Genomic DNA, 22074 nt, shown 5'->3' on the forward strand with positions numbered 1-22074 from the left:
CGATGAACATCTCCGTCCATGCCGAAGCCGACCTCTACGCGGTCAGCCACAACGATCTCGCCAACGCGGTCCGCTTTCTCGCGATCGACGCCATCGAGACCTCGCAGTCCGGCCATCCCGGCTTGCCCATGGGCATGGCAGACGTCGCGACAGTGCTGTTCTCGCGGTTCCTGAAATTCGACTCGGCGCATCCGAACTGGCCGGACCGTGATCGCTTCGTGCTGTCCGCGGGCCACGGCTCGATGCTGCTCTACGCGCTGCTCCATCTCACTGGTGGCGATGTCAGCCTCGACGACATCAAGGCGTTTCGGCAGTGGGGCTCAAAGACGCCGGGCCATCCCGAATACGGCCACACACCGGGCGTCGAGACCACGACGGGGCCGCTGGGGCAGGGGATCGCGACCGCTGTCGGCATGGCGCTCGCCGAGCGCATGGCCAATGCGCGGCACGGCGATGGTCTGGTCGATCACTTCACCTATGTGATCGCCGGCGACGGCTGTCTGATGGAGGGCATCAGCCAGGAGGCGATCTCGCTGGCGGGCCATCTGCAATTGTCCCGGCTGATCCTGCTGTTCGACGACAACGGCATCTCGATCGACGGGCCGACCTCGCTCGCGACGTCGGACGACCAGCTCGCGCGCTTCGCCGCCTCCGGCTGGTCGGTGCGCCGCATCGACGGGCACGATCCCGAGGCGATCGCGCAGGCGATTGCCGAAGAGCGCGAAACCACACGGCCGTCACTGATCGCCTGTCGCACCATCATCGGCTATGGCGCACCGGATCGCCAGGGCACCGAGAAGGCGCATGGCGCCCCGCTCGGCCCTGAACAGGCGGCCGCGGCGCGGCGAACGCTCGGCTGGGACTATCAGCCGTTCGTGGTGCCGATCCCGATCCTGAAGGCATGGCGGATGATCGGCCAGCGCGGGCAAGTGGCGCGTCTGGCCTGGCTCGATCGCTATGAATGCGCGGCGCCCGAGCAGCGCGACCTGTTCGTCGAGGGCAAGGCCGTTGCGCTTCCGTCCGCCTATGCGCTGGCAGCGGCGAAATTGCGCGAGCGGTTTGCCACCGAGCGTCCGAAGCTGGCGACCCGGCAGGCCTCGCAACAGGTGCTCGACGGCATCGCCGGGACAATCCCCGGCCTGGTCGGCGGCTCGGCGGACCTGACCCATTCGAACCTGACGCACGCCAAAGCGCAGACGCCCGTCACGCGCGGCGCATTTGCAGGCGACTACATCCACTACGGAATTCGCGAGCACGGTATGGCCGCCGCGATGAACGGCCTCGCGCTGCATGGCGGCTTCATTCCTTATGGCGGCACGTTCCTCGCCTTTTCCGACTACAGCCGGCCGGCGATCCGCCTAGCAGCGCTGATGCGGCTGCGGGTCATCCATGTGATGACCCACGACTCCATTGGTCTTGGCGAGGACGGCCCGACGCACCAGCCGGTCGAGCATCTCGCCGCGTTGCGCGTCATTCCGAACCTTCTGGTGTTCCGTCCTGCGGATGCGGTGGAAACGCTGGAAGCCTGGGACTGCGCGCTCGGGGCTGAGGATCGTCCCTCCGTGCTGTGCCTGTCGCGCCAGGCGCTGCCGACCTTCCGCAGCGATGCCCGCGGCAGGAATCGCGTGGCGCGCGGTGCCTATCTCGTGGTCACGCCGGATGGCGGCCGTGATGTGACGCTGATCGCGACCGGCTCGGAAGTGTCGATCGCGTTGGAAGCGGCCCGCCTGCTTGCGACCGAACACGTCCGCGCGGCCGTGGTCTCCGCGCCTTGCTTCGCCCTGTTCGAGGAACAGCCGGAGGACTACCGCGCCGAGGTTCTCGGCGCCGTGCCGCGCATCGGCATCGAGGCCGCCATGCCCGGCGACTGGCCACGCTGGCTCGGTGCCGATGGTGAGTTCGTCGGCATGCGCGGCTTCGGCGCCTCGGCGCCGGCGCCCGTGCTCTACCGCGAATTCGGCATCACCTCGCAAGGCATCGCGGACACCGCCCGGAGGGCGATCGCCCGCGCAGGCAAGACACAATAGGAGGACATCTCGTGGCACGTATCACCCTTCGGCAATTGCTCGACCATGCAGCTCACCACGGCTACGCGGTGCCGGCGTTCAACATCAACAATATGGAGCAGGGCATCGCGATCATGCAGGCTGCGGCCGAGGTCGATGCGCCCGTGATCATCCAGGCCTCGCGTGGCGCGCGCAGCTATGCCGGCGATCTCATGCTCTCGCACATGATCGATGCGCTGGAGCGGACCTATCCTGACATTCCCCTGTGCATGCACCAGGACCACGGCAATGACGAGGCGACGTGTGCGTCCGCGATCGCGCACGGCTTCACCTCGGTGATGATGGACGGCTCGCTCAAGGCCGATGCCAAGACCGCGGCGGATTACGACTACAACGTCGCGATCACGCGCCGCGTGGTCGATCTCGCCCACTGGGTCGGCGCGTCGGTCGAGGGCGAGCTCGGCGTGCTCGGTTCCCTGGAGCACGGCGGCAGCGAGCAGGAGGACGGTCACGGTGTCGAAGGCAAGGTCAGTCACGACCAGTTGCTGACCGATCCCGACCAGGCCGTCGATTTCGTCCGGGCAACAAAAGTCGATGCGCTTGCCATCGCCATGGGCACCTCGCACGGCGCTTACAAGTTCAGCCGCAAGCCGGATGGCGACATCCTGGCGATGCGGGTAGTCGAGGAGATCCATCGCCGGCTGCCGAACACGCACCTTGTGATGCATGGATCATCCTCGGTGCCGCAGCCGCTGCAGGACATGTTCAACCAGTTCGGTGGCGAGATGCCGCAGACCTGGGGCGTGCCGGTAGAGGAGATTGTCCGCGGCATCAAGAGCGGCGTGCGCAAGGTCAATATCGATACTGACTGCCGGCTGGCGATGACGGCGGTGTTCCGCAAAGTTGCCGCGCAGGCGCCATCCGAATTCGATCCGCGAAAGTTCCTCAAGCCGGCGCTGGATGCGATGCGTGATCTGTGCCGCGAACGGTTCGAGCAGTTCGGCACCGCAGGCCAGGCCAGCAAGATCAAGGTGGTCCCCATGAGCGAGATGGCGCGGCGCTACCGCGCCGGTGAACTCGATCCGCGGATCGATGCGCGCGAGCCCGTCGCGGCCTGAGCTTTTCAGAAGAGCAAAAGAGAGAGAAACGAGGAGAGAGTCATGAACGCACATACCGGCACGGTCCGCGGCAAAGAGCGCTATCGCTCTGGCGTCATGGAATACAAGCGCATGGGCTATTGGGAGCCAGACTATGTGCCGAAGGACACCGACGTCATCGCGCTGTTCCGCGTGACGCCGCAGGAGGGGGTCGACCCGATCGAAGCGTCCGCTGCAGTCGCCGGCGAATCTTCGACCGCAACCTGGACGGTGGTGTGGACCGATCGCCTGACCGCGGCGGAGAAGTACCGTGCAAAATGCTATCGCGTCGATCCTGTGCCGGGCTCGCCGGATTCATACTTTGCCTACATCGCCTATGACCTCGACCTGTTCGAGTCCGGGTCGATCGCCAACCTCTCCGCCTCGATCATCGGCAACGTCTTCGGCTTCAAGCCGCTGAAGGCGCTGCGCCTCGAGGACATGCGCTTCCCGGTCGCCTATGTGAAGACGTTCCAGGGGCCGGCGACCGGCATCGTGGTCGAGCGCGAACGGCTCGACAAGTTCGGCCGGCCGCTGCTGGGCGCGACGATAAAGCCAAAGCTCGGTCTGTCCGGCCGCAATTACGGCCGCGTGGTCTACGAGGCGCTGAAGGGCGGGCTCGATTTCACCAAGGACGACGAGAACATCAACTCGCAGCCGTTCATGCACTGGCGCGATCGCTTCCTTTACTGCATGGAGGCCGTGAATCGTGCGCAGGCCGCCTCGGGCGAGGTGAAGGGAACCTATCTCAACATCACCGCCGGGACCATGGAGGACATGTACGAGCGTGCGGAGTTCGCCAAGGAGCTCGGATCGTGCATCGTCATGATCGATCTGGTGATCGGCTACACCGCGATCCAGTCGATGGCGAAATGGGCGCGCCGCAACGACATGATCCTGCATCTGCACCGTGCCGGCCACTCGACCTATACGCGGCAGAAGAGCCACGGCGTATCGTTCCGCGTCATCGCCAAATGGATGCGGCTTGCCGGCGTCGACCACATCCATGCCGGCACGGTGGTCGGCAAGCTCGAGGGCGATCCCAACACCACGCGCGGCTACTACGATGTCTGCCGCGAGGACTTCAATCCGATGAAGCTCGAGCACGGCCTGTTTTTCGACCAGTCCTGGGCGAGCCTGAACAAGATGATGCCAGTGGCCTCGGGCGGCATCCATGCCGGCCAGATGCATCAGCTGCTCGACTTGTTAGGAGAGGATGTGGTGCTCCAGTTCGGCGGCGGCACGATTGGCCACCCCATGGGGATTGCGGCCGGTGCGATCGCCAATCGCGTCGCCCTTGAGGCGATGATCCTCGCGCGCAACGAGGGCCGCGACTATGTCCATGAAGGTCCGGAGATCCTGGCCAGGGCGGCCGAGACCTGCACGCCGCTCAAGGCAGCGCTCGAGGTCTGGAAGGACGTCACTTTCAACTATCAATCCACCGACACGCCGGACTTCGTGCCGACCGCGTTGGAAACCGTTTGAGGAGACATGAGATGAAGCTGACGCAAGGGTGCTTCTCGTTCCTGCCCGATCTGACCGACGACCAGATCACGAAGCAGGTGCAATATTGCCTGGCCAATGGCTGGGCGGTGAACATCGAATTCACTGACGATCCGCATCCCCGCAACACTTATTGGGAGATGTGGGGTCTGCCGATGTTCGATCTCCAGGACGCTGCTGGCGTGATGATGGAGCTCGCCGAGTGCCGTAGGGTGTACGGCGACCGTTACATCCGTATCAGCGGCTTCGACTCAAGCCATGGCTGGGAATCGGTGCGGATCTCCTTTCTGGTCAACCGACCGCCGCAGGAGGCCGAGTTCGAGCTGGTGCGGCAGGAGGTTGGCGGGCGCGCGATCCGGTACACCACTGTACGAAAGCCGGCTGCCCACGCCTCGCAATAATCCCTTCCTCTCCGCGCGGAGCGCTCCCTGCTCCGTATCCTTGGCGGACCACTGCTTCGCCGCTCCCCCGCGGCGAAGCCCTTTTCTTCGAGGTGCCGATGCTCGATGTGCCCCATGCAACGACCACCGAAGGCGGCGAGACCAGGTTTGATCTCCGCAAGGAAGCTGAAGCGGCCGGAATCACGGACACGCTGCAACAGCTCGAGCAGGAGCTGGTTGGCTTGAGGCCGGTCAAGAACCGCGTGCGCCAGATCGCCTCGCTCCTGTTGATCGAACGCATCCGCCAGCGTGCGGGCCTGGCCTCCGCGCCGCCGACGCTGCACATGTCGTTCACCGGTAATCCCGGCACCGGCAAGACCACGGTGGCGCTGCGCATGGCGAAAATTCTGCACGGCCTCGGCTTCGTGCGGCGCGGGCAGGTGATCTCGGTGACGCGCGACGATCTCGTCGGCCAGTATATCGGCCATACCGCGCCGAAAACCAAAGAGATATTGAAGAAGGCGATGGGCGGCGTGCTTTTCATCGACGAGGCCTATTACCTGCATCGGCCCGACAACGAGCGCGACTATGGTCAGGAGGCGATCGAGATCCTGCTCCAGGTGATGGAGAACCAGCGCGAGGACCTCGTCGTGATCCTTGCCGGCTATGGCGAGCGGATGACGAGCTTCTTTGCCAGCAATCCCGGCTTCCGCTCGCGTATCGCGCATCACATCGACTTCCCGGACTATGGGGAGGCCGAGCTTCTCGTCATCGCGGAGCTGATGCTTAGAGAGCGCGGTTATCGCTTCTCGGCCGCCGCGCGCGAGGCCTTCGAGAAATACATCGAATTGCGCCGGACCCAGCCGTTCTTCTCCAATGCGCGCTCGATCCGCAACGCGGTCGACCGCATCCGGTTGCGGCAGGCCGATCGGCTGGTCTCCGATCTCGACCGCATGCTCGATGTCGCGGACCTCGAAAGGATCGATCCCGCCGACGTGCTGGGGAGCCGTGTCTTCAGCGGCGGTGTCGATCTGCGGAGTGCAAAGCCATGACCAGAGAAATACTCATTGCGCCGTCGATCCTGGCTGCGGATTTCGCGCGTCTCGGCGAGGAGATCGCAGCCATCGATGCGGCCGGCGCCGACTGGATTCACTGCGACGTGATGGACGGACACTTCGTGCCGAACATCAGTTATGGCGCCGACGTCATCAAGGCGATCCGGCCGCTGACGAAAAAGGTCTTCGACGTCCATCTCATGATTGCGCCGGCCGATCCTTATCTGGAGGCCTTCGCGAAGGCGGGCGCCGATGTCATCACGGTGCATGCCGAAGCCGGCGTCCATCTCGACCGCTCGCTCCAGGCCATTCGCGCACTCGGCAAGCAGGCCGGCGTCAGCCTGTGTCCGGCGACCCCCGAGAGCGTGATCGAATATGTGCTCGACCGCATCGATCTCGTGCTGGTGATGACGGTCAATCCGGGCTTTGGCGGCCAGTCCTTTCTCGAATCCCAGCTCGAGAAGATCAGGCGTATTCGAGCGATGATCGGCGACCGGCCGATCCGGCTCGAGGTCGATGGCGGCATCACGCGCGACAATGCCGCTGCCGTTGCCGCCGCGGGCGCCGATACGCTGGTCGCGGGTTCGGCCGTGTTTCGCGGCAACGGCAGTGCCGACTATGCCGGCAACATTGCAGCCATCCGCATCGCCGCCGAGGCAGGCCGGGTTCGAAAGCTGCCAGATAGTTCCACACAGCCGATGCGCGCCGGCGAAAGCGCGCGCCTCCGGTAGACGACGGGAGCCGTGCACCAGGCGGCCAGTTGTGCCAAGGCGCGCCACCTTCTCCGCGGTTCTACGGAAGTTTCCGCTCGATCTGATCGGCGTGAACGTCGAGCGCCGGCTCTACGCCTAGCTCGCTGGCCGGGTGAGCCATGTTCCACGGCGCAGGGCCTGCGCCGATTGGAACTAAAGTCCTCACGCGCGTTTCTCAAAACTCAACCGCGATCAGGCGGGTCGTGCCCGCAGCAAATGTTTTGCACAACCGCCATCGGCCTGACGCAAATCTGGGCGATAAGCCTGTGAAAGCGAGGGAGGGCCTCATGGAGAACGTACGTCGCTACCGGGCGCTGGCGTCCCTCTGTCGTCAGCAGGCGGCCTATCGGCCGCTCCAGAACTGGGAACTGCTGGGTCAGGCCGAACATTTCGAGTATCTCGCCGAGATCGCGCTGAAGGCGCATTTCGACGCGTGCAATGCGCAACGCGAAGAGGACGGCATCGCGGCGTGGGAGACACCCGCCGCGGCATGAGAGCGCCGGGCCGACTTCGCTAATGCGACATCAGCGTCGGCACCGTCATGGCTTCCAGCATGGCGCGGGTGACGCCGCCAAGAATGCGCTCCTGCAATCGTGAATGGCCGTAGCCGCCCATGATCAGGAGGTCGAGATTTTCGTCTGCCGCCAATGACAGGATGGCCGGCTGAATCTCAGCGCGTGTAGCCGGCAGATCGACCGTGCGGGCCGAGAGCCCGCGACGGGCGAGATGCTTTGCGAGATTCTCCGCCGAAGCGTCCCCCGGGACCGTGTCGGCTTCGTTGATCGTGAGGATCACGATCTCCTCGGCGCGCGCGAGGAATGGCGCTGCGTCGCGCAACGCACGCGCGGCGACGCGGCTGCCGTCCCAGCAGATCCCGATCCGGCGCGCCTTGAATGCCCCCCGGAAGGTATACGGCAGGAACAGCACCGGGCCGCCCGCCTGGAACAGGATTTCGCGGGGCAGCTCGTTGTCAAACGAACCGTGCTCCGGATCCGGCTGAAGTACGACGCAGAGGTCATGTAATCGCGCCATCTCGCCGAGCGAGCCAGCCGCGTCTACGGGGATCGCGCCAAGCGGGTGACAAGCGTGGGAGATCCCGGCATTCGCCGCTTCGATCTTGAATACCGCGAGCGCCGCCTCGGCCCGCTCCACCGCGCGTTCGCGTTCCATTTCGAACACGGCAGCGACGGCAGCGCCTCCCTCCATGACGTAAGCGGCGCTGGTTGCGACATAGCCGACCGCGACCGCATCGAGATGGGCGTGGAGGCTCGCTGCTAGCGCGATCGAGCCGTCGATCACCGGACGCATCGCGCGCTCGGTCGGGATGTGGACGAGAATGTCTTTGTACATGACAGCGCCTCCGGCGGACGTCGTTTGGTGCGGGCCAATCTTCCACCGATCGGGAAACGCTTGTTGACTTGCGTCAACTGCGGCTACGGCCCAGCAACTTTGATCCTCCGCAAAACCGCAGGCCTCCAACCGCCTAGGGCGGTCGCGTAGCGATTCTCCGGGTTCACATCAAGAAGATCCACATGGCGCGGGACGTCGATCTCGACAAGGTGGCCGGTCTCACCGCCGGCTTCACCGGTGCCGACATTGCCAACCTCATCAACGAAGCCGCGATTGCGGCGACCCGGCGCAAGGCCGACGAGGTCTCCTTCGAAGACTTCACCGCGGAAATCGAGCGGATCGTAGCCGGCGTCGAGAAGAAGAGCCGGGTGCTGAGCACCAACGAACGTAGGCGCGTTGCGTATCACGAGATGGGTCATGTGCTTGTCGCGGCCAATCTGCCCGGAGTCGATCCCGTGCAGAAGGTCTCGATCATCCCGCGCGGCATTGGTGCGCTTGGTTACACCATGCAGCGTCCGACTGAGGATCGTTTCCTGCTGACGGTCGGCGAGCTGAAAAGTCGCATCGCGGTTCTGATGGGCGGTCGCGCTTCGGAGCGGCTGATCTTCGATGGTGACATATCGACCGGCGCGGCCCACGATCTCCAGCGTGTTACCGATATCGCGATTGAGATGGTGACAAAGTACGGCATGGACGCAACCGTCGGCCAGCGCACCTATGCATCGAAGCCGTTGATGTTCCTGCAGGCCGCCCAAGATGCGGTCGTGAGTGCGGCGGAGGACACCGGGCGGGAGATCGACCTTGCCGTGCGCGATCTGGTCGAGGCGGGCGATGTTACGGCGCGCAGGATTCTTGCGGAGCATCGCTCCGAGCTCGAGGCCGGCATCGTACTTCTGATCGACAAGGAAAGCCTCACCGCCGAGCAATTCGCCCCCTCGCGCGCGAAAGCCGCAATCGGGCAAGCTGCCGCATGACGTCGGCGCAAAGTGACGGTGTCCATCATCGGCGGCCGCTGGTCGCGCCTCCTTTGCCAACAATTAATTGCGTGGACGGGATACCGTAATGTCGCGAGGTCCATATTGAGGTCAAGGCGACACCTGACCCAACATGGACATTTCGACATGACCGACCGCGTCAATTCCGACACCAACACGTCCCGCAAGATTCTGAGGCCGCGCCGGCTTGCGCTGCTCGGCACCGTGGCCGCGCTCGGCGTGGCGGTGCTTGCTGCTTCTCCCGGTTCTTCGCCGTTCGGTGTGACCCCGTTCGTTGGGCCGGCGCAGGCGGCGGAAGCCGCCGCAACGCCGCCGGGCTTCGGCGACCTCGTTGCCAAGGTCAAACCTGCCGTCATCTCGGTGCGGGTCAGAATCGACCGGGACAACGACAAGAGCGCGATGCTGCAACAGAACCGGATGGACTCCGACGAGGATTCGCCGTTCGACCAGTTCTCCCGGCAGTTCGGTTTCGGTGGCCCCAAGGGCATGCCGCGCCAGCGTCACCAGGTGATCACCGGCGAGGGCTCCGGCTTCTTCATCTCCGCTGACGGCTATGCGGTGACCAACAACCACGTTGTCGACCATGCGCAGTCTGTGCAGATCACGACGGATGACGGCGCGATCTACACCGCGAAGGTGGTCGGCACCGATCCGAAGACCGATCTGGCGCTGATCAAGGTCGAGGGCAAGAAGGATTTCCCGTTCGTCAAATTCTCCGACCAGAAGCCGCGGATCGGCGACTGGGTGGTCGCGGTCGGCAATCCCTTCGGCCTCGGCGGCACCGTGACCGCCGGTATCGTCTCGGCCAGCGGCCGCGACATCGGCAACGGTCCCTATGACGACTTCATCCAGATCGACGCCCCCATCAACAAGGGCAATTCAGGCGGTCCGGCCTTCGATATGACCGGCAACGTGATCGGCGTGAACACTGCGATCTTCTCGCCCTCCGGCGGCTCGGTCGGCATCGGCTTCGACATTCCGGCCTCGACCGCAAAGCTCGTCGTCGCGCAGCTGAAGGACAGGGGCGCGGTGACCCGCGGCTGGCTTGGCGTCCAGGTGCAGCCCGTGACGGCGGATATTGCCGACAGCATCGGCCTGAAGGAGGCAAGGGGCGCGATCGTCGACAATCCGCAAGGTGGCAGTCCGGCGGCGAAGGCCGGCATCGAGGCGGGTGACGTCATCACGGCCGTCAATGGCACTCCGATCAAGGACTCGCGCGATCTCGCCCGCACCATCGCCACATTGGCGCCGGGCAGCTCGGTGAAGCTCGACGTCTGGCACAAGGGTGAGGGCAAGACGATGACGCTCGCGCTTGGCGAGCTGCCGAAGGAGCGGCAGGCCCAAGGCAACGGCAAGGCCGATGACGGCAAGGTCCAGCCGGACGCGCGAACGCCGCGCCTTGGCCTCAGCCTGGCGCCCGCAGGCGACGTGCAGGGCGCCGGCCAGAGCGGCGTCGTGGTGACCGAGGTCGATCCGCAAGGCCCGGCCGCGCAGCGCGGCATCCAGACCGGCGACGTCATCCTCAATGTCGGCGGCAAGGCCGTCGCCAGTGTTGGCGACGTCCGCTCCGAGCTGGCGCAGGCCAGATCATCCGGCCGGCGCAGCGTGCTGTTGCAGGTGAAGAACGCAGAGGCGACCCGGTTCGTCGCAGTGCCGCTCGCGTAAGTCATACGCCTGCCCGCACGAGTCCAAAAAGGCGGCCTTCGGGTCGCCTTTTCCCGTCGGCAAGCAAGTTTCCCAAAGAGCGCCGATAACATTCTCGTCAACGGCAGGAATGATGACGGGTTCGTCCGAAAAAGCCGCGTTCGCTTATCAGACTTCGGAGTTGCATGTGCTCGGCGGCAATGAAGCTGCCGGCGCGGGTTGCAAGGATGGAACTTCGAGCGTCCGGCCGCTTTGTGGAACTGGCCGGCGGTTCGCATTTGATCGGTGCCGAAGATGGTTCGATTGAAGCTCTTTCTGAGAAGTGCGCTGCTCGTCGCGCCCTTCGTGCTGTCGATCGGAAGCGCCTTGGGCCGCGACGATGGCCGCTACGCCGATTCTCCGCTCAAGCCGTGGTTCGACAGCCTGCGCAGCCATCTCGGTCCGTGCTGCTCGGACGCGGACGGGCTTGCCGTCGCCGATCCCGACTGGGAATCGCACAACGGGCACTATCGCGTGCGGCTGGATGGGCAGTGGGTCGAGGTGCCCGATGAAGCTGTCATCACCGAGCCGAACCGCGCTGGTCGCACCATGGTGTGGCCGGTCAAGACCTCGTTCGGGATATCGATCCGCTGCTTCATGCCGGGCAGCATGATCTGACGCCGGTCAGCGCGACCGCTTGGCGGATTTGCGCTTCGACGCCTTCTTGGACGTTTTCTTTGATGTCTTCCTGGACGATGTCTTCCTGGACGTTTTCTTGGCTGTCTTCCGCTTTGAGGCTTTCTTCGGGACCTTCTTGCCCTTCTTGCGCGCCTTCGAGAGGCCGATCGCGATCGCCTGTTTGCGGTTTTTCACGCGTCCGCCACGACCGCCGCGTCCACTCTTTGCGGTGCCCTTCTTGTAGCGCCGCATCTCGCTTTCGACATCACTGCCGGAGCTGCGCGAATAGCGGCGCTTCTTCGCCTTGCGTGCCATCAACGTTCTCCCTTGGGCCGAGGGGAAAACCGTTCGTAGCAGGCAGGGTTCCGAAACCACGGCCTGCGACACTCCACGGCAGCAAGCAGGCTAGAACGAATTCGCCAGCTCGATCTCCGCCTCCAGTGCCTGGATGCGACGCGCGGCTTCAGCGAAGGACAGATCCCGCGCGTATTGTGCAGGCTGGTAAGCCTCTTCGCTGAGCCGCTTCAGCTTGAGGCCCTGTGTCCGCGTCATCTGCTCCGAAAGCACGGCCCTGGCGTCGTACCGCACCTGAATCTGCATTTCCCATCTCCGTTCTGAAATCGTGGCTTGACTATATGTTCTTATTTTGTTCTAACAAGCCATGGACAACAGAATTAATGAAATCCGGCGGAAAATCAGCGCCTTGCGGCTGGAAATGGCCGAGATCGAGGCATCTGTCCGCGACCTCGTCAACCGTGATCGCGACTGCACCGAACAGGCGCTTTCGCAAATGGGCCTGCGGCGGAAAATCAACCTGGCGATTACCGAATGGAAGGCGGCGGGCGGTGGCGACGTCCTGCCCGACATTCGGGACAGGGTGCGTCTTCGGACCGTCAGGCAAGTCGGCAAGCCAGCAGGCGCGATCGCGCCCCGCTGAGATTTTTTTGGCGGCTCACCGTGGAGGAGTCCGGACGCCCGCGCGCCGAGCTTTTCGAACTGGGCTCCGCCATTGGGCAATTGCATTGCGAGGGTCTCGACGAGGCGACAACGCAAGCTTCTGATCGCACGCAGGCGCGTACGGCTCGAGCATCTCGTGAAGATGAATTCCGCAGGCGGCGGCCTTAACATCGCTGACAATCGAGGCAGCTAACGCGGGGTGGACATCCACCGCAGCGCGGTGTGACCGGTGCCCCGGCATCGCTGAACGGAAAAGCCCCGCGTCACCGCGGGGCTTTGTGATTGAGTCGTCGACGGCACTCACTTGGTGTTGGTGGTGCCCTTGTTCGTCATGGTACCGCCCTGATCGGAGCCGGGACCAGAGCCGCCTTGGCCGGACGGGTCAGCGCCCTTTGAGGATTTGGTGTTGGCGCCTGTGGTCTGCGACGATGACATCGAAGATCCTTGCTTGGCCTTGTGCGACTTTGCCTGAGCGGCGAAGGGGGTCGCGGCAAGGCCGGTTGCCAACATCATGGCGAGAGCGAGCTTGGTCGTCTTCATTGCGCGGGAACTCCTGAGTTAAAATGACGCAGGCAGCCAACTGCCGTTCGCTGCAGGAGTTCCACGCAAAACGTTGCGCCGCTTCACATCCGCTTCAAAATTCCTTGCGCTATTCCTTGCGCTTCAAAACTCTTTGTTCTCGGCGAGAATGAACACGACACCGGTAAGTGTCGCTCCGATCGCGAACGTGGTCACCAGTGTGATAATGAAGACGATAACGGCTTCACGGCCGCCGTTGTGGATCAGCGCGGCGACGGCAGGGTTGGTGAGTGCGAGCACAAGGCCGAAGACGAGGCCCAGTGCCGCGCCCATCATCGCGTGCGTCATCACACGGATGGCGCCGGTGCGAGAGATAAGTCCGGAGGGCCTCTTCGTGCGCATGGAGCCGCCCCTTCGATTTGCAGGGAAACGCGGCCGAGGATCGCGGGTTCCACTTACATGAACAAATTGTCACGACAGGCTTCATCCGGCGTTCAGGCCGGAGTTGCGAGGATGGCGCCATCAACACGGGACATTCGATATGGGCAAGGTTGTCTTTCTTTACCGCTCGCTGGCCTATCGCAACGCGGCCGCGGATATACTGCGCAAGGCGCGCAAACTGCCGCACGGCGCGGAGCGAAGTGCGGCCCGCCGCTACGCGAGGGCGCTACGCGATCTCGCTCAGACGGAAGCCTGGCTCGAAGGGCGCGTCGCCGAGGAAGCGCGACCGCTGCGGCGAATGAGGAGGGCGGCGTCCGGCTAGCCCGACGCGCGCTGCAACTCCGCCGAGGCTGCGGCGCCAAATTTGTCGGGTGCGGAGGACGCTGCAATCTTGCGGGTCAACGGCACCTGCAGGCGGCACAACAGCCCCTCGGGCCGCCAGTCGAACAGCGCCTGTCCGCCGAGCTGGGATTCGACGCTCGCCAGCAGGCTGCGTGTGCCGAAGCCGCGCGACTTCGGAGGCCTCACTAGCGGGCCGCCGGATTCCTCCCACGTCACGGCGAGCGCGTCGTTATCGACCTGCCAGCCGATCGTGAGCCGGCCTGACCGCGTCGAGAGTGCGCCATACTTTGCGGAGTTGGTGAAGAGTTCATGCAGCGCCAGCGCCAGCGTCTGAGCGGTGGCAGGCACGAGCTGTACCTCGGGACCCGCGAGCCTGATCTGGCCGCCGAGCGAATAGGGCGCAAGCTCCTCGTCGATCAGCTTCGACAATTCGGCGCCCTGCCAGCTCGACAGCGACAGGATGGTGTGAACGCGCGCCAGCGCATTGATGCGCCCTTCGACGGCGTTGACATATGCCTTGACCTCGTCGGCACGGGTGAGGCGCACGATCGATTGGGCCAGCGCCAGCGCATTCTTGGCGCGATGATCGACTTCACGCGCGAGCAGATTCTGCCGCTCCTCGGCACGCTTGCGTTCGGTGATGTCCACGGTGACACCGCTCACGCGCACCACGCGACCGCTCCCATCGACGGTCGCGGCAGCCGTACCGACGCACCAACGCACGTCGCCGTCGGGCCGCACAATGCGGAACTCCGTTTCATAAGCGCGCGAGCCTTTGTTGAATTCGGCGATCGCCTTGCGCAACTCATCGACGTCGTCGGGGTGCAACAGAGCCTGAACGTTGGCCGGATTGACGTTAAAATTCTCAGGGCTAACGCCGAAGATGCGATACTGGCCTTCATCCCACATCCAGTCGCCGTTGATCCAGTCCCAATCCCACGATCCCATCTTGCCGGCGGCGATCGCCATGCTGCGCCGCTGTTCGCTCTCCCGCAGCTTTGCGGTGGAGTTTTCCAGCTCGGCGGTGCGCGCGCGGACGCGATCCTCGAGCTCCTGGTTCAGCCGCTCGAGCTCACGCGTCTTGCGGTAGAGCTCGGAAAAAACCTTGATCTTGGCGCGCAGCACCTCCGGCACGACTGGCACCGGAACGTAGTCGACCGCGCCCATCTCGTAGCCGCGGAGGCGATCGATGTCGCTCACTTGAATGGCCGAGATGAAGATCATCGCGGTCTTCTGGAAGCGCGGATGCTCCCGGATCATCGCGGCAAGCTCGAAACCGTCGAGGTCGGGCATGCAGACGTCGACCAGGATCACGGCGATCTCGGTCTTCAGCAGCACCTCCAGCGCCTCGCGACCCGACGACGCGATCACGAGGTTCTCGCCGAGTTCCTTCAAGATGACCTCGTAGGCGAGCAGCTTGGCCGGCTGGTCATCGACGAGGAGGATGTTGACCTTTTCGTGGTCCATTTCTGGTCCCGATCAGCGATGCAGCCACATGCGAATCGCAAGCAGCAATTGGTCGGTGTTCACGGGCTTGGCGAGGTAGTCGGACGCGCCGGCTTCCAGGCATTTCTCGCGGTCGCCCTTCATCGCCTTGGCGGTCAGCGCGATGATCGGCAGGCGGGCGAAGGCCGGATTCTCGCGAATAACGCCGATGGTCTGATAGCCATCCATCTGCGGCATCATGATGTCCATCAAGACGATCGCGATTTCCGGGTTGGACTCGACCAGCGTTACTGCTTCTCTGCCGGTGGTCGCCGTCAACACCTTCATGCCCCGCCGTTCCAGCACGCTCGACAGTGCGAAGATGTTGCGGGCGTCGTCGTCGACGAGCAGCGCTGTCTTGCCGATCAGGTCCTCGTCGGAACTGTTCAACTTTTCCAGCATACGCTGTTTCTCGACCGGCAGCTCCGTGATCACGCGGTGCAGGAACAGGGCGGTCTCGTCGAGCAGACGCTCCGGCGATTCCACGCCCTTCACCACGATGCTGCGCGCCATGGTGTGCAGCTCCGCATCCTCCTCCGCCGAGAGCTCGCGGCCGGTGAACACCACCACCGGAATGTTCGAGAGTGCATCGTCCTTGCGGATATGGTCCAGCACCTCGAAGCCGCTCATATCGGGCAGCCGCAGGTCGAGCACTATGCAATCGAAGGGTGCCTCACGCAGCATCGAGAGCGCATCGGCGCCGGTACCGGTCGTCACAATCTCGATGTCGTCGTGATCCAGCAACTCGCGGATCGAGAGCTGCTCGGCTTCGTTGTCCTCGACGATCAGGAGCCGCTTGCGCCGGGGCCGCGCATATTCCTTGATCTGCGTCAGCGCGGCGGCGACGCCTTCGGTCGTCGTCGGCTTGTTCACGAAGGAGAAGGCGCCGCGGGCGAGCGCATGCTGGCGGTCCTCGTCGAGCGTAATGATCTGCACCGGAATGTGGCGCGTCAGCGGATTGTGCTTGAGCTGGCTCAGCACCGTCCAGCCGAGCATGTCGGGCAGGAAGACGTCGAGTGAGACGGCTCTCGGCTGATATTGCTTCGCAAGCTCGAGGGCTTCCGCGCCGCGGGCGGCGACCAGCACCTTGAATCCCTTGTCGCGGGCCAGATCGATCAGCACGCGCGCATAATGCGGGTCGTCCTCGACGATCAACAGGATGCTGTCGCCTGGCTCGAGATTGAGCCGATCGTCGGGAAGCTGTTCGATGACACGCTCGGGCGCCGTCGCTACCTGCTGAAGTGCCGGCGGTTGGCTGTATTGTTGTGGCGCGGCGCGCGGTGCGAGCGTCGGCCCTGAATATTTCAGTGGCAAATAGAGCGTGAAGGTCGAGCCCTTGCCAGGCGCGCTGCGCAGGTGGATTTCTCCGCCGAGCAGGCTTGCGAGCTCGCGGCTGATGGCAAGGCCAAGGCCGGTGCCGCCATATTTGCGGCTGGTGCCGGCGTCGGCCTGCTGGAACGCCTCGAAGATCAGCTTCTGCTTCTCCAAGGGTATGCCGATGCCGGTGTCGGACACTTCGAACGCGATCACGGCCGGTGCGGTGTTCAGCACCGGATGATCCGTACCCCAGCCTCCGAGCGCGGCGGCAACCTTCAACCGCACTTCGCCTTCGGCGGTGAACTTGAAGGCGTTGGAGAGCAGGTTCTTCAAGACCTGTTGCAGGCGCTTGGAGTCCGTGACGAGGCTGCGCGCGAGGTTCGGATCGACGTCGATCTTGAACGACAGGTTGCGATTTTCGGCCTCGTGCCGGAACGGCCGTCCGACGGTATCGAGCAGGTTCGCCGTCAGGATCTCCTCGGCGTCGACCGTCACCGTGCCGGACTCGATCTTGGAGAGATCGAGAATGTCGCTGATGAGGTTGAGCAGGTCGGTGCCGGCGCCGTGAATTGTGCGGGCGAATTCGACCTGCTTGGCCGAGAGGTTGCCGTCCGGATTGTCCGTGAGCTGCTGGCCGAGGATGAGGATCGAGTTCAGCGGCGTGCGTAGCTCGTGGCTCATATTGGCCAGGAATTCGGACTTGTACTTCGACGTCAGCGCGAGCTCGGTCGCCTTTTCCTCCAGCGCGCGGCGGGCCTGCTCGATCTCCTGGTTCTTGCGCTCGACCTCGACGTTGCGCTCGGCGAGCTGCTGCGCCTTCTGCTCGAGCTGGTCGTTGGTCTGCTGCAACTCGCGCTGCTGGGTCTGAAGCTCTCCGGCGAGCTGCTGCGACTGCTTGAGCAGGCCTTCGGTCTGCATCGTCGCCTCGATCGAGTTGAGCACGATGCCGATGGAGTCGGTGAGCTGCTCCAGGAAGGTCATCTGCGAGGTCGTGAACGAGGCAAGCGAGGCGAGCTCGATCACGGCCTTGACCTGGCCTTCGAACAGGACCGGGAGCACCACGAGGTCTTTCGGTGCGACGCGGAGCAGCGCCGAATTGATCGGCACCACGTCGGCGGGAATGTCCGCGACCACACGCGGGCGCCGGTCGAGCGCGCATTGGCCGATCAGCCCGTCGCCGAACTGCAGCACCTGCTGATAGGGATAGACGCCGTCGCCAGCGTAGGAGGCGAGCAGGCGAAGCTGCGGGCTGTCCTCGTTCTCGACCTGATAGATCACGCCGGTATGGGCGCTCACCAGCGGCGACAATTCGCTGAGCAGCAGCCGGCCGACGGTGGTGAGGTCGCGCTGGCCCTGAAGCATGTTGGTGAATTTGGCAAGGTTGGTCTTGAGCCAGTCCTGCTCGGTGTTCACGTCCGTCGTAAGACGGAGGTTCGTGATCATCGTGTTGATGTTGTCCTTCAGCTCCGCGACCTCGCCGCGGGCGTCGACCTGGATCGATCGGGTGAGGTCGCCCTTGGTCACCGCGGTCGCCACCTCCGCGATCGCGCGCACCTGCGAGGTGAGGTTGGCCGCCAGCAGGTTGACGTTGCCAGTGAGGTCCTTCCAGGTGCCGGCGGCGCCTGGCACGTTGGCCTGACCGCCGAGCCGGCCCTCGACGCCGACTTCGCGCGCCACCGACGTCACTTGGTCGGCGAAGGTCGCGAGCGTCTCGGTCATGTTGTTGATGGTGTCGGCGAGCGCCGCGACCTCGCCCTTCGATTTCACGGTGAGGTTCTGCTTCAGATCGCCGTTGGCGACCGCGGTCACCACCTTGACGATGCCGCGGACCTGCTCGGTCAGGTTCGCCGCCATGAAGTTGACGGTGTCGGTGAGGTCTTTCCAGGTGCCGGCGACGCCCGGCACCTGCGCCTGGCCGCCCAGCTTGCCTTCGGTGCCGACCTCGCGCGCGACGCGGGTGACCTCGCCGGCGAAGGCATTGAGCTGGTCCACCATGGTGTTGATGGTGTTCTTCAGCTCGAGGATCTCGCCCTTCACGTCCACGGTGATCTTGCGCGACAAGTCGCCGCGCGCCACGGCGGTCGTGACTTCGGCGATGTTGCGGACCTGCGTGGTGAGGTTCGCAGCCAGCAGGTTGACGTTGTCCGTGAGGTCTTTCCAGGTGCCACCGACGCCGGGCACCACGGCCTGACCGCCGAGCCGGCCTTCGGTGCCGACCTCGCGGGCAACGCGCGTCACTTCGGCGGCGAAGGAGCGCAGCTGTTCGACCATGGTGTTCAGCGTGTCCTTCAGCAGAAGGATTTCGCCGCGCACGTCCACCGTGATCTTCTTCGACAGGTCGCCGCCGGCGATGGCGGTCGCGACCTCGGCGATGTTGCGGACCTGGGCCGTCAGGTTCGAGGCCATGAAGTTGACATTGTCGGTGAGATCCTTCCAGGTGCCGGCGACGCCGGGCACCTCGGCTTGGCCGCCAAGCTTGCCTTCCGTGCCGACCTCGCGCGCCACGCGCGTCACTTCGCCGGCAAAACCGTTGAGCTGGTCCACCATGGTGTTGATGGTGTTCTTCAGCTCCAGGATTTCGCCGCGCACGTCGACGGTGATCTTGCGCGACAGGTCTCCGCGCGCCACGGCGGTGGTCACTTCGGCGATGTTGCGGACCTGGGCAGTGAGGTTGCCCGCCATCGAGTTCACGGAGTCCGTGAGGTCCTTCCAGGTGCCGGCGACGCCGGGCACGTTGGCCTGACCGCCGAGACGGCCCTCGGTGCCGACCTCGCGCGCCACGCGCGTCACCTCGCCCGCGAAGCGGTTGAGCTGGTCGACCATCGTGTTGAGGGTGTCCTTGAGCTGAAGGATTTCGCCGCGCACGTCGACGGTGATCTTGCGCGACAAGTCGCCGCCGGCAATGGCGGTCGCGACCTCGGCGATGTTGCGGACCTGAGCCGTGAGGTTGCCCGCCATCGAGTTCACGGAGTCTGTGAGATCCTTCCAGGTGCCGGCGACGCCGGGCACTTCGGCCTGGCCGCCGAGCTTGCCTTCAGTGCCGACCTCGCGCGCCACGCGCGTGACTTCGCCGGCAAAGGCGTTGAGCTGGTCCACCATCGTGTTGAGCGTTTCCTTCAACTGAAGGATTTCGCCGGACACGTTCACCGTGATCTTCTTCGACAGGTCGCCTTTCGCGACGGCGGTGGCGACCTCGGCGATGTTGCGGACCTGGCCGGTCAGGTTCGAGGCCATCGAGTTGACCGAGTCGGTCAAGTCCTTCCAGGTGCCGGCGACGCCACGCACCTGGGCCTGTCCGCCGAGCTTGCCTTCGGTGCCGACCTCGCGCGCGACGCGCGTGACCTCGCCGGCGAAGGCGTTGAGCTGGTCCACCATGGTGTTGATGGTGTCTTTCAGCTCGAGAATCTCGCCGCGCACGTCCACGGTGATCTTCTTGGAGAGGTCGCCGCCTGCGACCGCCGTCGTCACCTCGGCGATGTTGCGGACCTGCGCGGTCAGGTTCGACGCCATCGAGTTGACGCTTTCGGTCAGGTCCTTCCAGGTGCCGGCGACGCCAAGCACGTTGGCCTGGCCGCCGAGCCGCCCCTCGGTGCCGACCTCGCGCGCGACGCGGGTGACTTCGCCCGCGAAGGCGTTGAGCTGGTCCACCATGGTGTTGAGCGTTTCCTTCAACTGAAGGATCTCGCCGGACACGTTCACCGTGATTTTCTTCGACAAGTCACCGCCAGCGATCGCGGTGGCGACGTCGGCGATGTTGCGGACCTGCGCTGTCAGGTTCGACGCCATGAAGTTGACGTTGTCAGTGAGGTCCTTCCAGGTTCCGGCCACACCGGGCACCTGGGCCTGGCCGCCGAGCTTGCCCTCGGTGCCGACCTCGCGCGCCACGCGCGTCACTTCCGAGGCGAACGAGTTGAGCTGGTCGACCATGGTGTTGATGGTGTCCTTCAGCTCCAGAATCTCGCCGCGTACGTCCACGGTGATCTTGCGGGACAAGTCGCCGCGCGCCACGGCGGTGGTGACGTTGGCGATGTTGCGCACCTGCGCGGTGAGGTTGCCGCACATCGCATTGACGGAATCGGTCAAGTCCTTCCAGGTACCGGCGACGCCGGGCACGATCGCCTGGCCGCCGAGCTTGCCGTCGGTGCCGACCTCTCGCGCCACGCGCGTCACTTCGGAGGCGAAGGAGCGCAACTGGTCCACCATCGTGTTGATGGCTTCCTTGAGCTGGAGGATTTCGCCGCGGACGTCGACGGTGATCTTCTTGGACAAGTCGCCGTTGGCGACCGCGATCGTCACCTCGGCGATGTTGCGAACCTGGTTGGTCAGGTTGTTCGCCATCGAGTTGACGCTCTCGGTCAGATCCTTCCAGACGCCGGTCACTTCCGGCACCTGGGCCTGTCCGCCGAGCTTGCCCTCGGTCCCGACCTCGCGCGCGACGCGCGTCACCTCGGAGGTGAACACGCCAAGCTGCTTGATCATGGTGTTGACGATGGTCGCCGACTGCAAAAATTCGCCGCGGAGCGGCCGGCCCTCGACGTCGAGCTTGACGGTCTGGATCAGGTCGCCTTGCGCGACGGCTGCGACCGCGCGCGTGACCTCGCGGGTCGGCCACAGCAGGTCGTCGATCAGCGTGTTGACCGAGCCTTCCATGTCGGCCCAGGAGCCCGAGGCCAGCCCGAACTTCACGCGCTGCCGCGTCTTGCCTTCGCGCCCCACCACCTGGCCGACCAGCTCGAGCTGCTGCGCCATCCGTTGGTTGGCGGCGATGATTTCATTAAAAGTGTCGGCGATCTTGCCGTCGATGCCGAGATAGTCGACGCTCATGCGCACGGAAAAATCGCCGCTGCGCATTGCCTGCAATGCGAGCAGCAATTCCGGCCGGGAATCCGGGTCCGACGCATCATTGATTTTTGGCTTTGGGACGCGACGACCGGAGCGTGATGCAGTTCCGGGATCGAGGTCGCTCATATGATTCCCCCGCAGGCGTCGGCCGAATCCAAGGCCAGACGCAATTGTCAAACTAGAGCGTCAGCCAAATTCGAAATCAAGCGCCAACGTTGCGGCGCACGAAAATGGAACCTGCTCTACTCAGCCCAATCGCAATAACGGCGAGGGAGGACGTCGGTTCCATCCCTTTCAGAAGAAGTTTCCGTCCCGCAGGTGCCCCGGATAGAGGCCCGTCGGAACAGAGCACAGGCCCTGTGGTTAGCCCGCAAAACCATGGAGAGACGCATGCGAGCCGTGTTTGCAGCGATTATCGTCAGCTTGTTCGGCGCCGGCTCGGCGCTGGCGCAGGGGGGCGCACCCAGCGGACGCGGAGCCGTGACCGGTGATCCCGCGGCAAGCTCCGCGACCCCGCGCGCCGATTCGCCCACGACAGGCGCGGCGACAAGGCCGAGCCCGAGCGGCAGCGGCACTTCGACCTCGGGCGGCAAGGATGACAATGGCGATGCGGGCCGTGGCAAGATGCCCGAGAGCGACCGTACGGTGCGCCCCGAGAGCCAGCAGCGGCATTCGGACGACAAATGATCGCGG

Annotated in this window: 19 protein-coding genes and 1 pseudogene; 13 read left to right on the forward strand and 7 right to left on the reverse strand. The window is 64.4% G+C overall.

Annotation, left to right across the window (positions count from 1 at the left end):
- Positions 1–2 precede the first annotated feature (2 nt).
- From tkt to GWG65_RS16440, 7 genes are all read left to right on the forward strand, one after another.
- Positions 3–2027, forward strand: coding sequence for a transketolase (tkt, locus tag GWG65_RS16410; protein ID WP_275196611.1), 2025 nt, complete (start codon positions 3–5; stop codon positions 2025–2027).
- Between the two features lie 11 nt (positions 2028–2038).
- Positions 2039–3124 carry a class II fructose-bisphosphate aldolase gene (gene fba, locus GWG65_RS16415; RefSeq protein WP_275196612.1) on the forward strand — a complete coding sequence of 362 codons (1086 nt, stop codon included), beginning with the start codon at positions 2039–2041 and terminating at the stop codon, positions 3122–3124.
- A gap of 42 nt (positions 3125–3166) precedes the next feature.
- On the forward strand, positions 3167–4627 hold the full coding sequence (locus tag GWG65_RS16420; RefSeq protein ID WP_148741586.1) for a form I ribulose bisphosphate carboxylase large subunit: 1461 nt from the start codon (positions 3167–3169) through the stop codon (positions 4625–4627).
- An 11-nt stretch (positions 4628–4638) separates the two neighbouring features.
- Complete coding sequence (locus GWG65_RS16425) at positions 4639–5046, forward strand: ribulose bisphosphate carboxylase small subunit (RefSeq protein ID WP_247383029.1); 408 nt, start codon at positions 4639–4641, stop codon at positions 5044–5046.
- Between the two features lie 98 nt (positions 5047–5144).
- The gene (gene cbbX, locus GWG65_RS16430) at positions 5145–6077 is read left to right on the forward strand and encodes a CbbX protein (RefSeq protein WP_275196613.1); all 933 of its coding nucleotides are present in this window, start codon (positions 5145–5147) and stop codon (positions 6075–6077) included.
- Positions 6074–6811, forward strand: a complete 738-nt coding sequence (gene rpe / locus GWG65_RS16435) for a ribulose-phosphate 3-epimerase (RefSeq protein ID WP_275196614.1) — start codon at positions 6074–6076, stop codon at positions 6809–6811. Before cbbX ends, rpe begins: the two co-directional genes overlap by 4 nt.
- A 308-nt stretch (positions 6812–7119) precedes the next feature.
- A complete protein-coding gene (locus GWG65_RS16440; RefSeq protein WP_275196615.1) occupies positions 7120–7326 on the forward strand; it encodes a hypothetical protein in 207 nt (68 codons plus the stop codon).
- A gap of 19 nt (positions 7327–7345) precedes the next feature.
- Here the strand turns inward: GWG65_RS16440 and GWG65_RS16445 are convergent, their stop codons facing one another.
- Positions 7346–8182, reverse strand: coding sequence for a universal stress protein (locus tag GWG65_RS16445; RefSeq protein ID WP_275196616.1), 837 nt, complete (start codon positions 8180–8182; stop codon positions 7346–7348).
- 140 nt (positions 8183–8322) lie between these two features.
- Here GWG65_RS16445 and GWG65_RS16450 point away from each other — a divergent pair.
- The 3 genes and pseudogenes from GWG65_RS16450 to GWG65_RS16460 form a co-directional block, all read left to right on the forward strand.
- Positions 8323–9156: pseudogene (locus tag GWG65_RS16450) on the forward strand (cell division protein FtsH); the annotation flags it as partial.
- Between the two features lie 147 nt (positions 9157–9303).
- Complete coding sequence (locus GWG65_RS16455; protein ID WP_275196617.1) at positions 9304–10842, forward strand: Do family serine endopeptidase; 1539 nt, start codon at positions 9304–9306, stop codon at positions 10840–10842.
- Positions 10843–11115: 273 nt separating this feature from the next.
- Positions 11116–11478 (forward strand): hypothetical protein, encoded by a 363-nt coding sequence (locus tag GWG65_RS16460; protein WP_247383022.1) that lies wholly within the window; start codon positions 11116–11118, stop codon positions 11476–11478.
- A gap of 6 nt (positions 11479–11484) precedes the next feature.
- Here the strand turns inward: GWG65_RS16460 and GWG65_RS16465 are convergent, their stop codons facing one another.
- Together GWG65_RS16465 and GWG65_RS16470 are read right to left on the reverse strand one after the other, a co-directional pair.
- Positions 11485–11793 (reverse strand): DUF6496 domain-containing protein, encoded by a 309-nt coding sequence (locus tag GWG65_RS16465; RefSeq protein ID WP_275196618.1) that lies wholly within the window; start codon positions 11791–11793, stop codon positions 11485–11487.
- A gap of 90 nt (positions 11794–11883) precedes the next feature.
- The gene (locus tag GWG65_RS16470) at positions 11884–12078 is read right to left on the reverse strand and encodes a DUF3072 domain-containing protein (protein WP_275196619.1); all 195 of its coding nucleotides are present in this window, start codon (positions 12076–12078) and stop codon (positions 11884–11886) included.
- 115 nt (positions 12079–12193) lie between these two features.
- Here GWG65_RS16470 and GWG65_RS16475 point away from each other — a divergent pair, with 115 nt between their 5' ends.
- Complete coding sequence (locus GWG65_RS16475) at positions 12194–12415, forward strand: hypothetical protein (protein ID WP_275196620.1); 222 nt, start codon at positions 12194–12196, stop codon at positions 12413–12415.
- A 320-nt stretch (positions 12416–12735) separates the two neighbouring features.
- Here the strand turns inward: GWG65_RS16475 and GWG65_RS16480 are convergent, their stop codons facing one another.
- Together GWG65_RS16480 and GWG65_RS16485 are read right to left on the reverse strand one after the other, a co-directional pair.
- Positions 12736–12975, reverse strand: coding sequence for a hypothetical protein (locus tag GWG65_RS16480; RefSeq protein ID WP_275196621.1), 240 nt, complete (start codon positions 12973–12975; stop codon positions 12736–12738).
- Positions 12976–13098: 123 nt separating this feature from the next.
- Positions 13099–13356: a hypothetical protein gene (locus GWG65_RS16485; RefSeq protein WP_275196622.1), complete on the reverse strand. Its 258-nt coding sequence runs from the start codon at positions 13354–13356 to the stop codon at positions 13099–13101.
- 139 nt (positions 13357–13495) lie between these two features.
- On the opposite strand from GWG65_RS16485, the gene GWG65_RS16490 reads away from it, so the two are divergent.
- Positions 13496–13717, forward strand: a complete 222-nt coding sequence (locus GWG65_RS16490) for a hypothetical protein (protein WP_275196623.1) — start codon at positions 13496–13498, stop codon at positions 13715–13717.
- Here GWG65_RS16490 and GWG65_RS16495 read toward each other — a convergent pair.
- Entirely contained in the window at positions 13714–15204 is a 1491-nt protein-coding gene (locus tag GWG65_RS16495; RefSeq protein WP_275196624.1) for an HWE histidine kinase domain-containing protein, read from the reverse strand. The genes GWG65_RS16490 and GWG65_RS16495 overlap by 4 nt on opposite strands.
- A gap of 12 nt (positions 15205–15216) precedes the next feature.
- The gene (locus GWG65_RS16500; protein ID WP_275196625.1) at positions 15217–21507 is read right to left on the reverse strand and encodes a HAMP domain-containing protein; all 6291 of its coding nucleotides are present in this window, start codon (positions 21505–21507) and stop codon (positions 15217–15219) included.
- Between the two features lie 264 nt (positions 21508–21771).
- Here GWG65_RS16500 and GWG65_RS16505 point away from each other — a divergent pair, with 264 nt between their 5' ends.
- Entirely contained in the window at positions 21772–22068 is a 297-nt protein-coding gene (locus tag GWG65_RS16505; protein ID WP_275196626.1) for a hypothetical protein, read from the forward strand.
- The last annotated feature ends 6 nt before the right edge of the window (positions 22069–22074 follow it).

Source organism: Bradyrhizobium sp. CSA207, assembly GCF_029051685.1.
Taxonomy (GTDB): Bacteria; Pseudomonadota; Alphaproteobacteria; order Rhizobiales; family Xanthobacteraceae; genus Bradyrhizobium.

Coding starts and splice junctions, on each gene's coding strand:
- GWG65_RS16470 (WP_275196619.1), bottom strand. CDS start 12,078: ATGCAGATTCAGGTGCGGTACGACGCCAGGGCCGTGCTTTCGGAGCAG.
- GWG65_RS16485 (WP_275196622.1), bottom strand. CDS start 13,356: ATGCGCACGAAGAGGCCCTCCGGACTTATCTCTCGCACCGGCGCCATC.
- GWG65_RS16425 (WP_247383029.1), top strand. CDS start 4,639: ATGAAGCTGACGCAAGGGTGCTTCTCGTTCCTGCCCGATCTGACCGAC.
- GWG65_RS16490 (WP_275196623.1), top strand. CDS start 13,496: ATGGGCAAGGTTGTCTTTCTTTACCGCTCGCTGGCCTATCGCAACGCG.
- GWG65_RS16465 (WP_275196618.1), bottom strand. CDS start 11,793: ATGGCACGCAAGGCGAAGAAGCGCCGCTATTCGCGCAGCTCCGGCAGT.
- GWG65_RS16475 (WP_275196620.1), top strand. CDS start 12,194: ATGGCCGAGATCGAGGCATCTGTCCGCGACCTCGTCAACCGTGATCGC.
- cbbX (WP_275196613.1), top strand. CDS start 5,145: ATGCTCGATGTGCCCCATGCAACGACCACCGAAGGCGGCGAGACCAGG.
- GWG65_RS16495 (WP_275196624.1), bottom strand. CDS start 15,204: ATGGACCACGAAAAGGTCAACATCCTCCTCGTCGATGACCAGCCGGCC.
- tkt (WP_275196611.1), top strand. CDS start 3: ATGAACATCTCCGTCCATGCCGAAGCCGACCTCTACGCGGTCAGCCAC.
- GWG65_RS16455 (WP_275196617.1), top strand. CDS start 9,304: ATGACCGACCGCGTCAATTCCGACACCAACACGTCCCGCAAGATTCTG.
- rpe (WP_275196614.1), top strand. CDS start 6,074: ATGACCAGAGAAATACTCATTGCGCCGTCGATCCTGGCTGCGGATTTC.
- GWG65_RS16460 (WP_247383022.1), top strand. CDS start 11,116: ATGGTTCGATTGAAGCTCTTTCTGAGAAGTGCGCTGCTCGTCGCGCCC.
- GWG65_RS16500 (WP_275196625.1), bottom strand. CDS start 21,507: ATGAGCGACCTCGATCCCGGAACTGCATCACGCTCCGGTCGTCGCGTC.
- GWG65_RS16505 (WP_275196626.1), top strand. CDS start 21,772: ATGCGAGCCGTGTTTGCAGCGATTATCGTCAGCTTGTTCGGCGCCGGC.
- GWG65_RS16480 (WP_275196621.1), bottom strand. CDS start 12,975: ATGAAGACGACCAAGCTCGCTCTCGCCATGATGTTGGCAACCGGCCTT.
- GWG65_RS16420 (WP_148741586.1), top strand. CDS start 3,167: ATGAACGCACATACCGGCACGGTCCGCGGCAAAGAGCGCTATCGCTCT.
- GWG65_RS16445 (WP_275196616.1), bottom strand. CDS start 8,182: ATGTACAAAGACATTCTCGTCCACATCCCGACCGAGCGCGCGATGCGT.
- GWG65_RS16440 (WP_275196615.1), top strand. CDS start 7,120: ATGGAGAACGTACGTCGCTACCGGGCGCTGGCGTCCCTCTGTCGTCAG.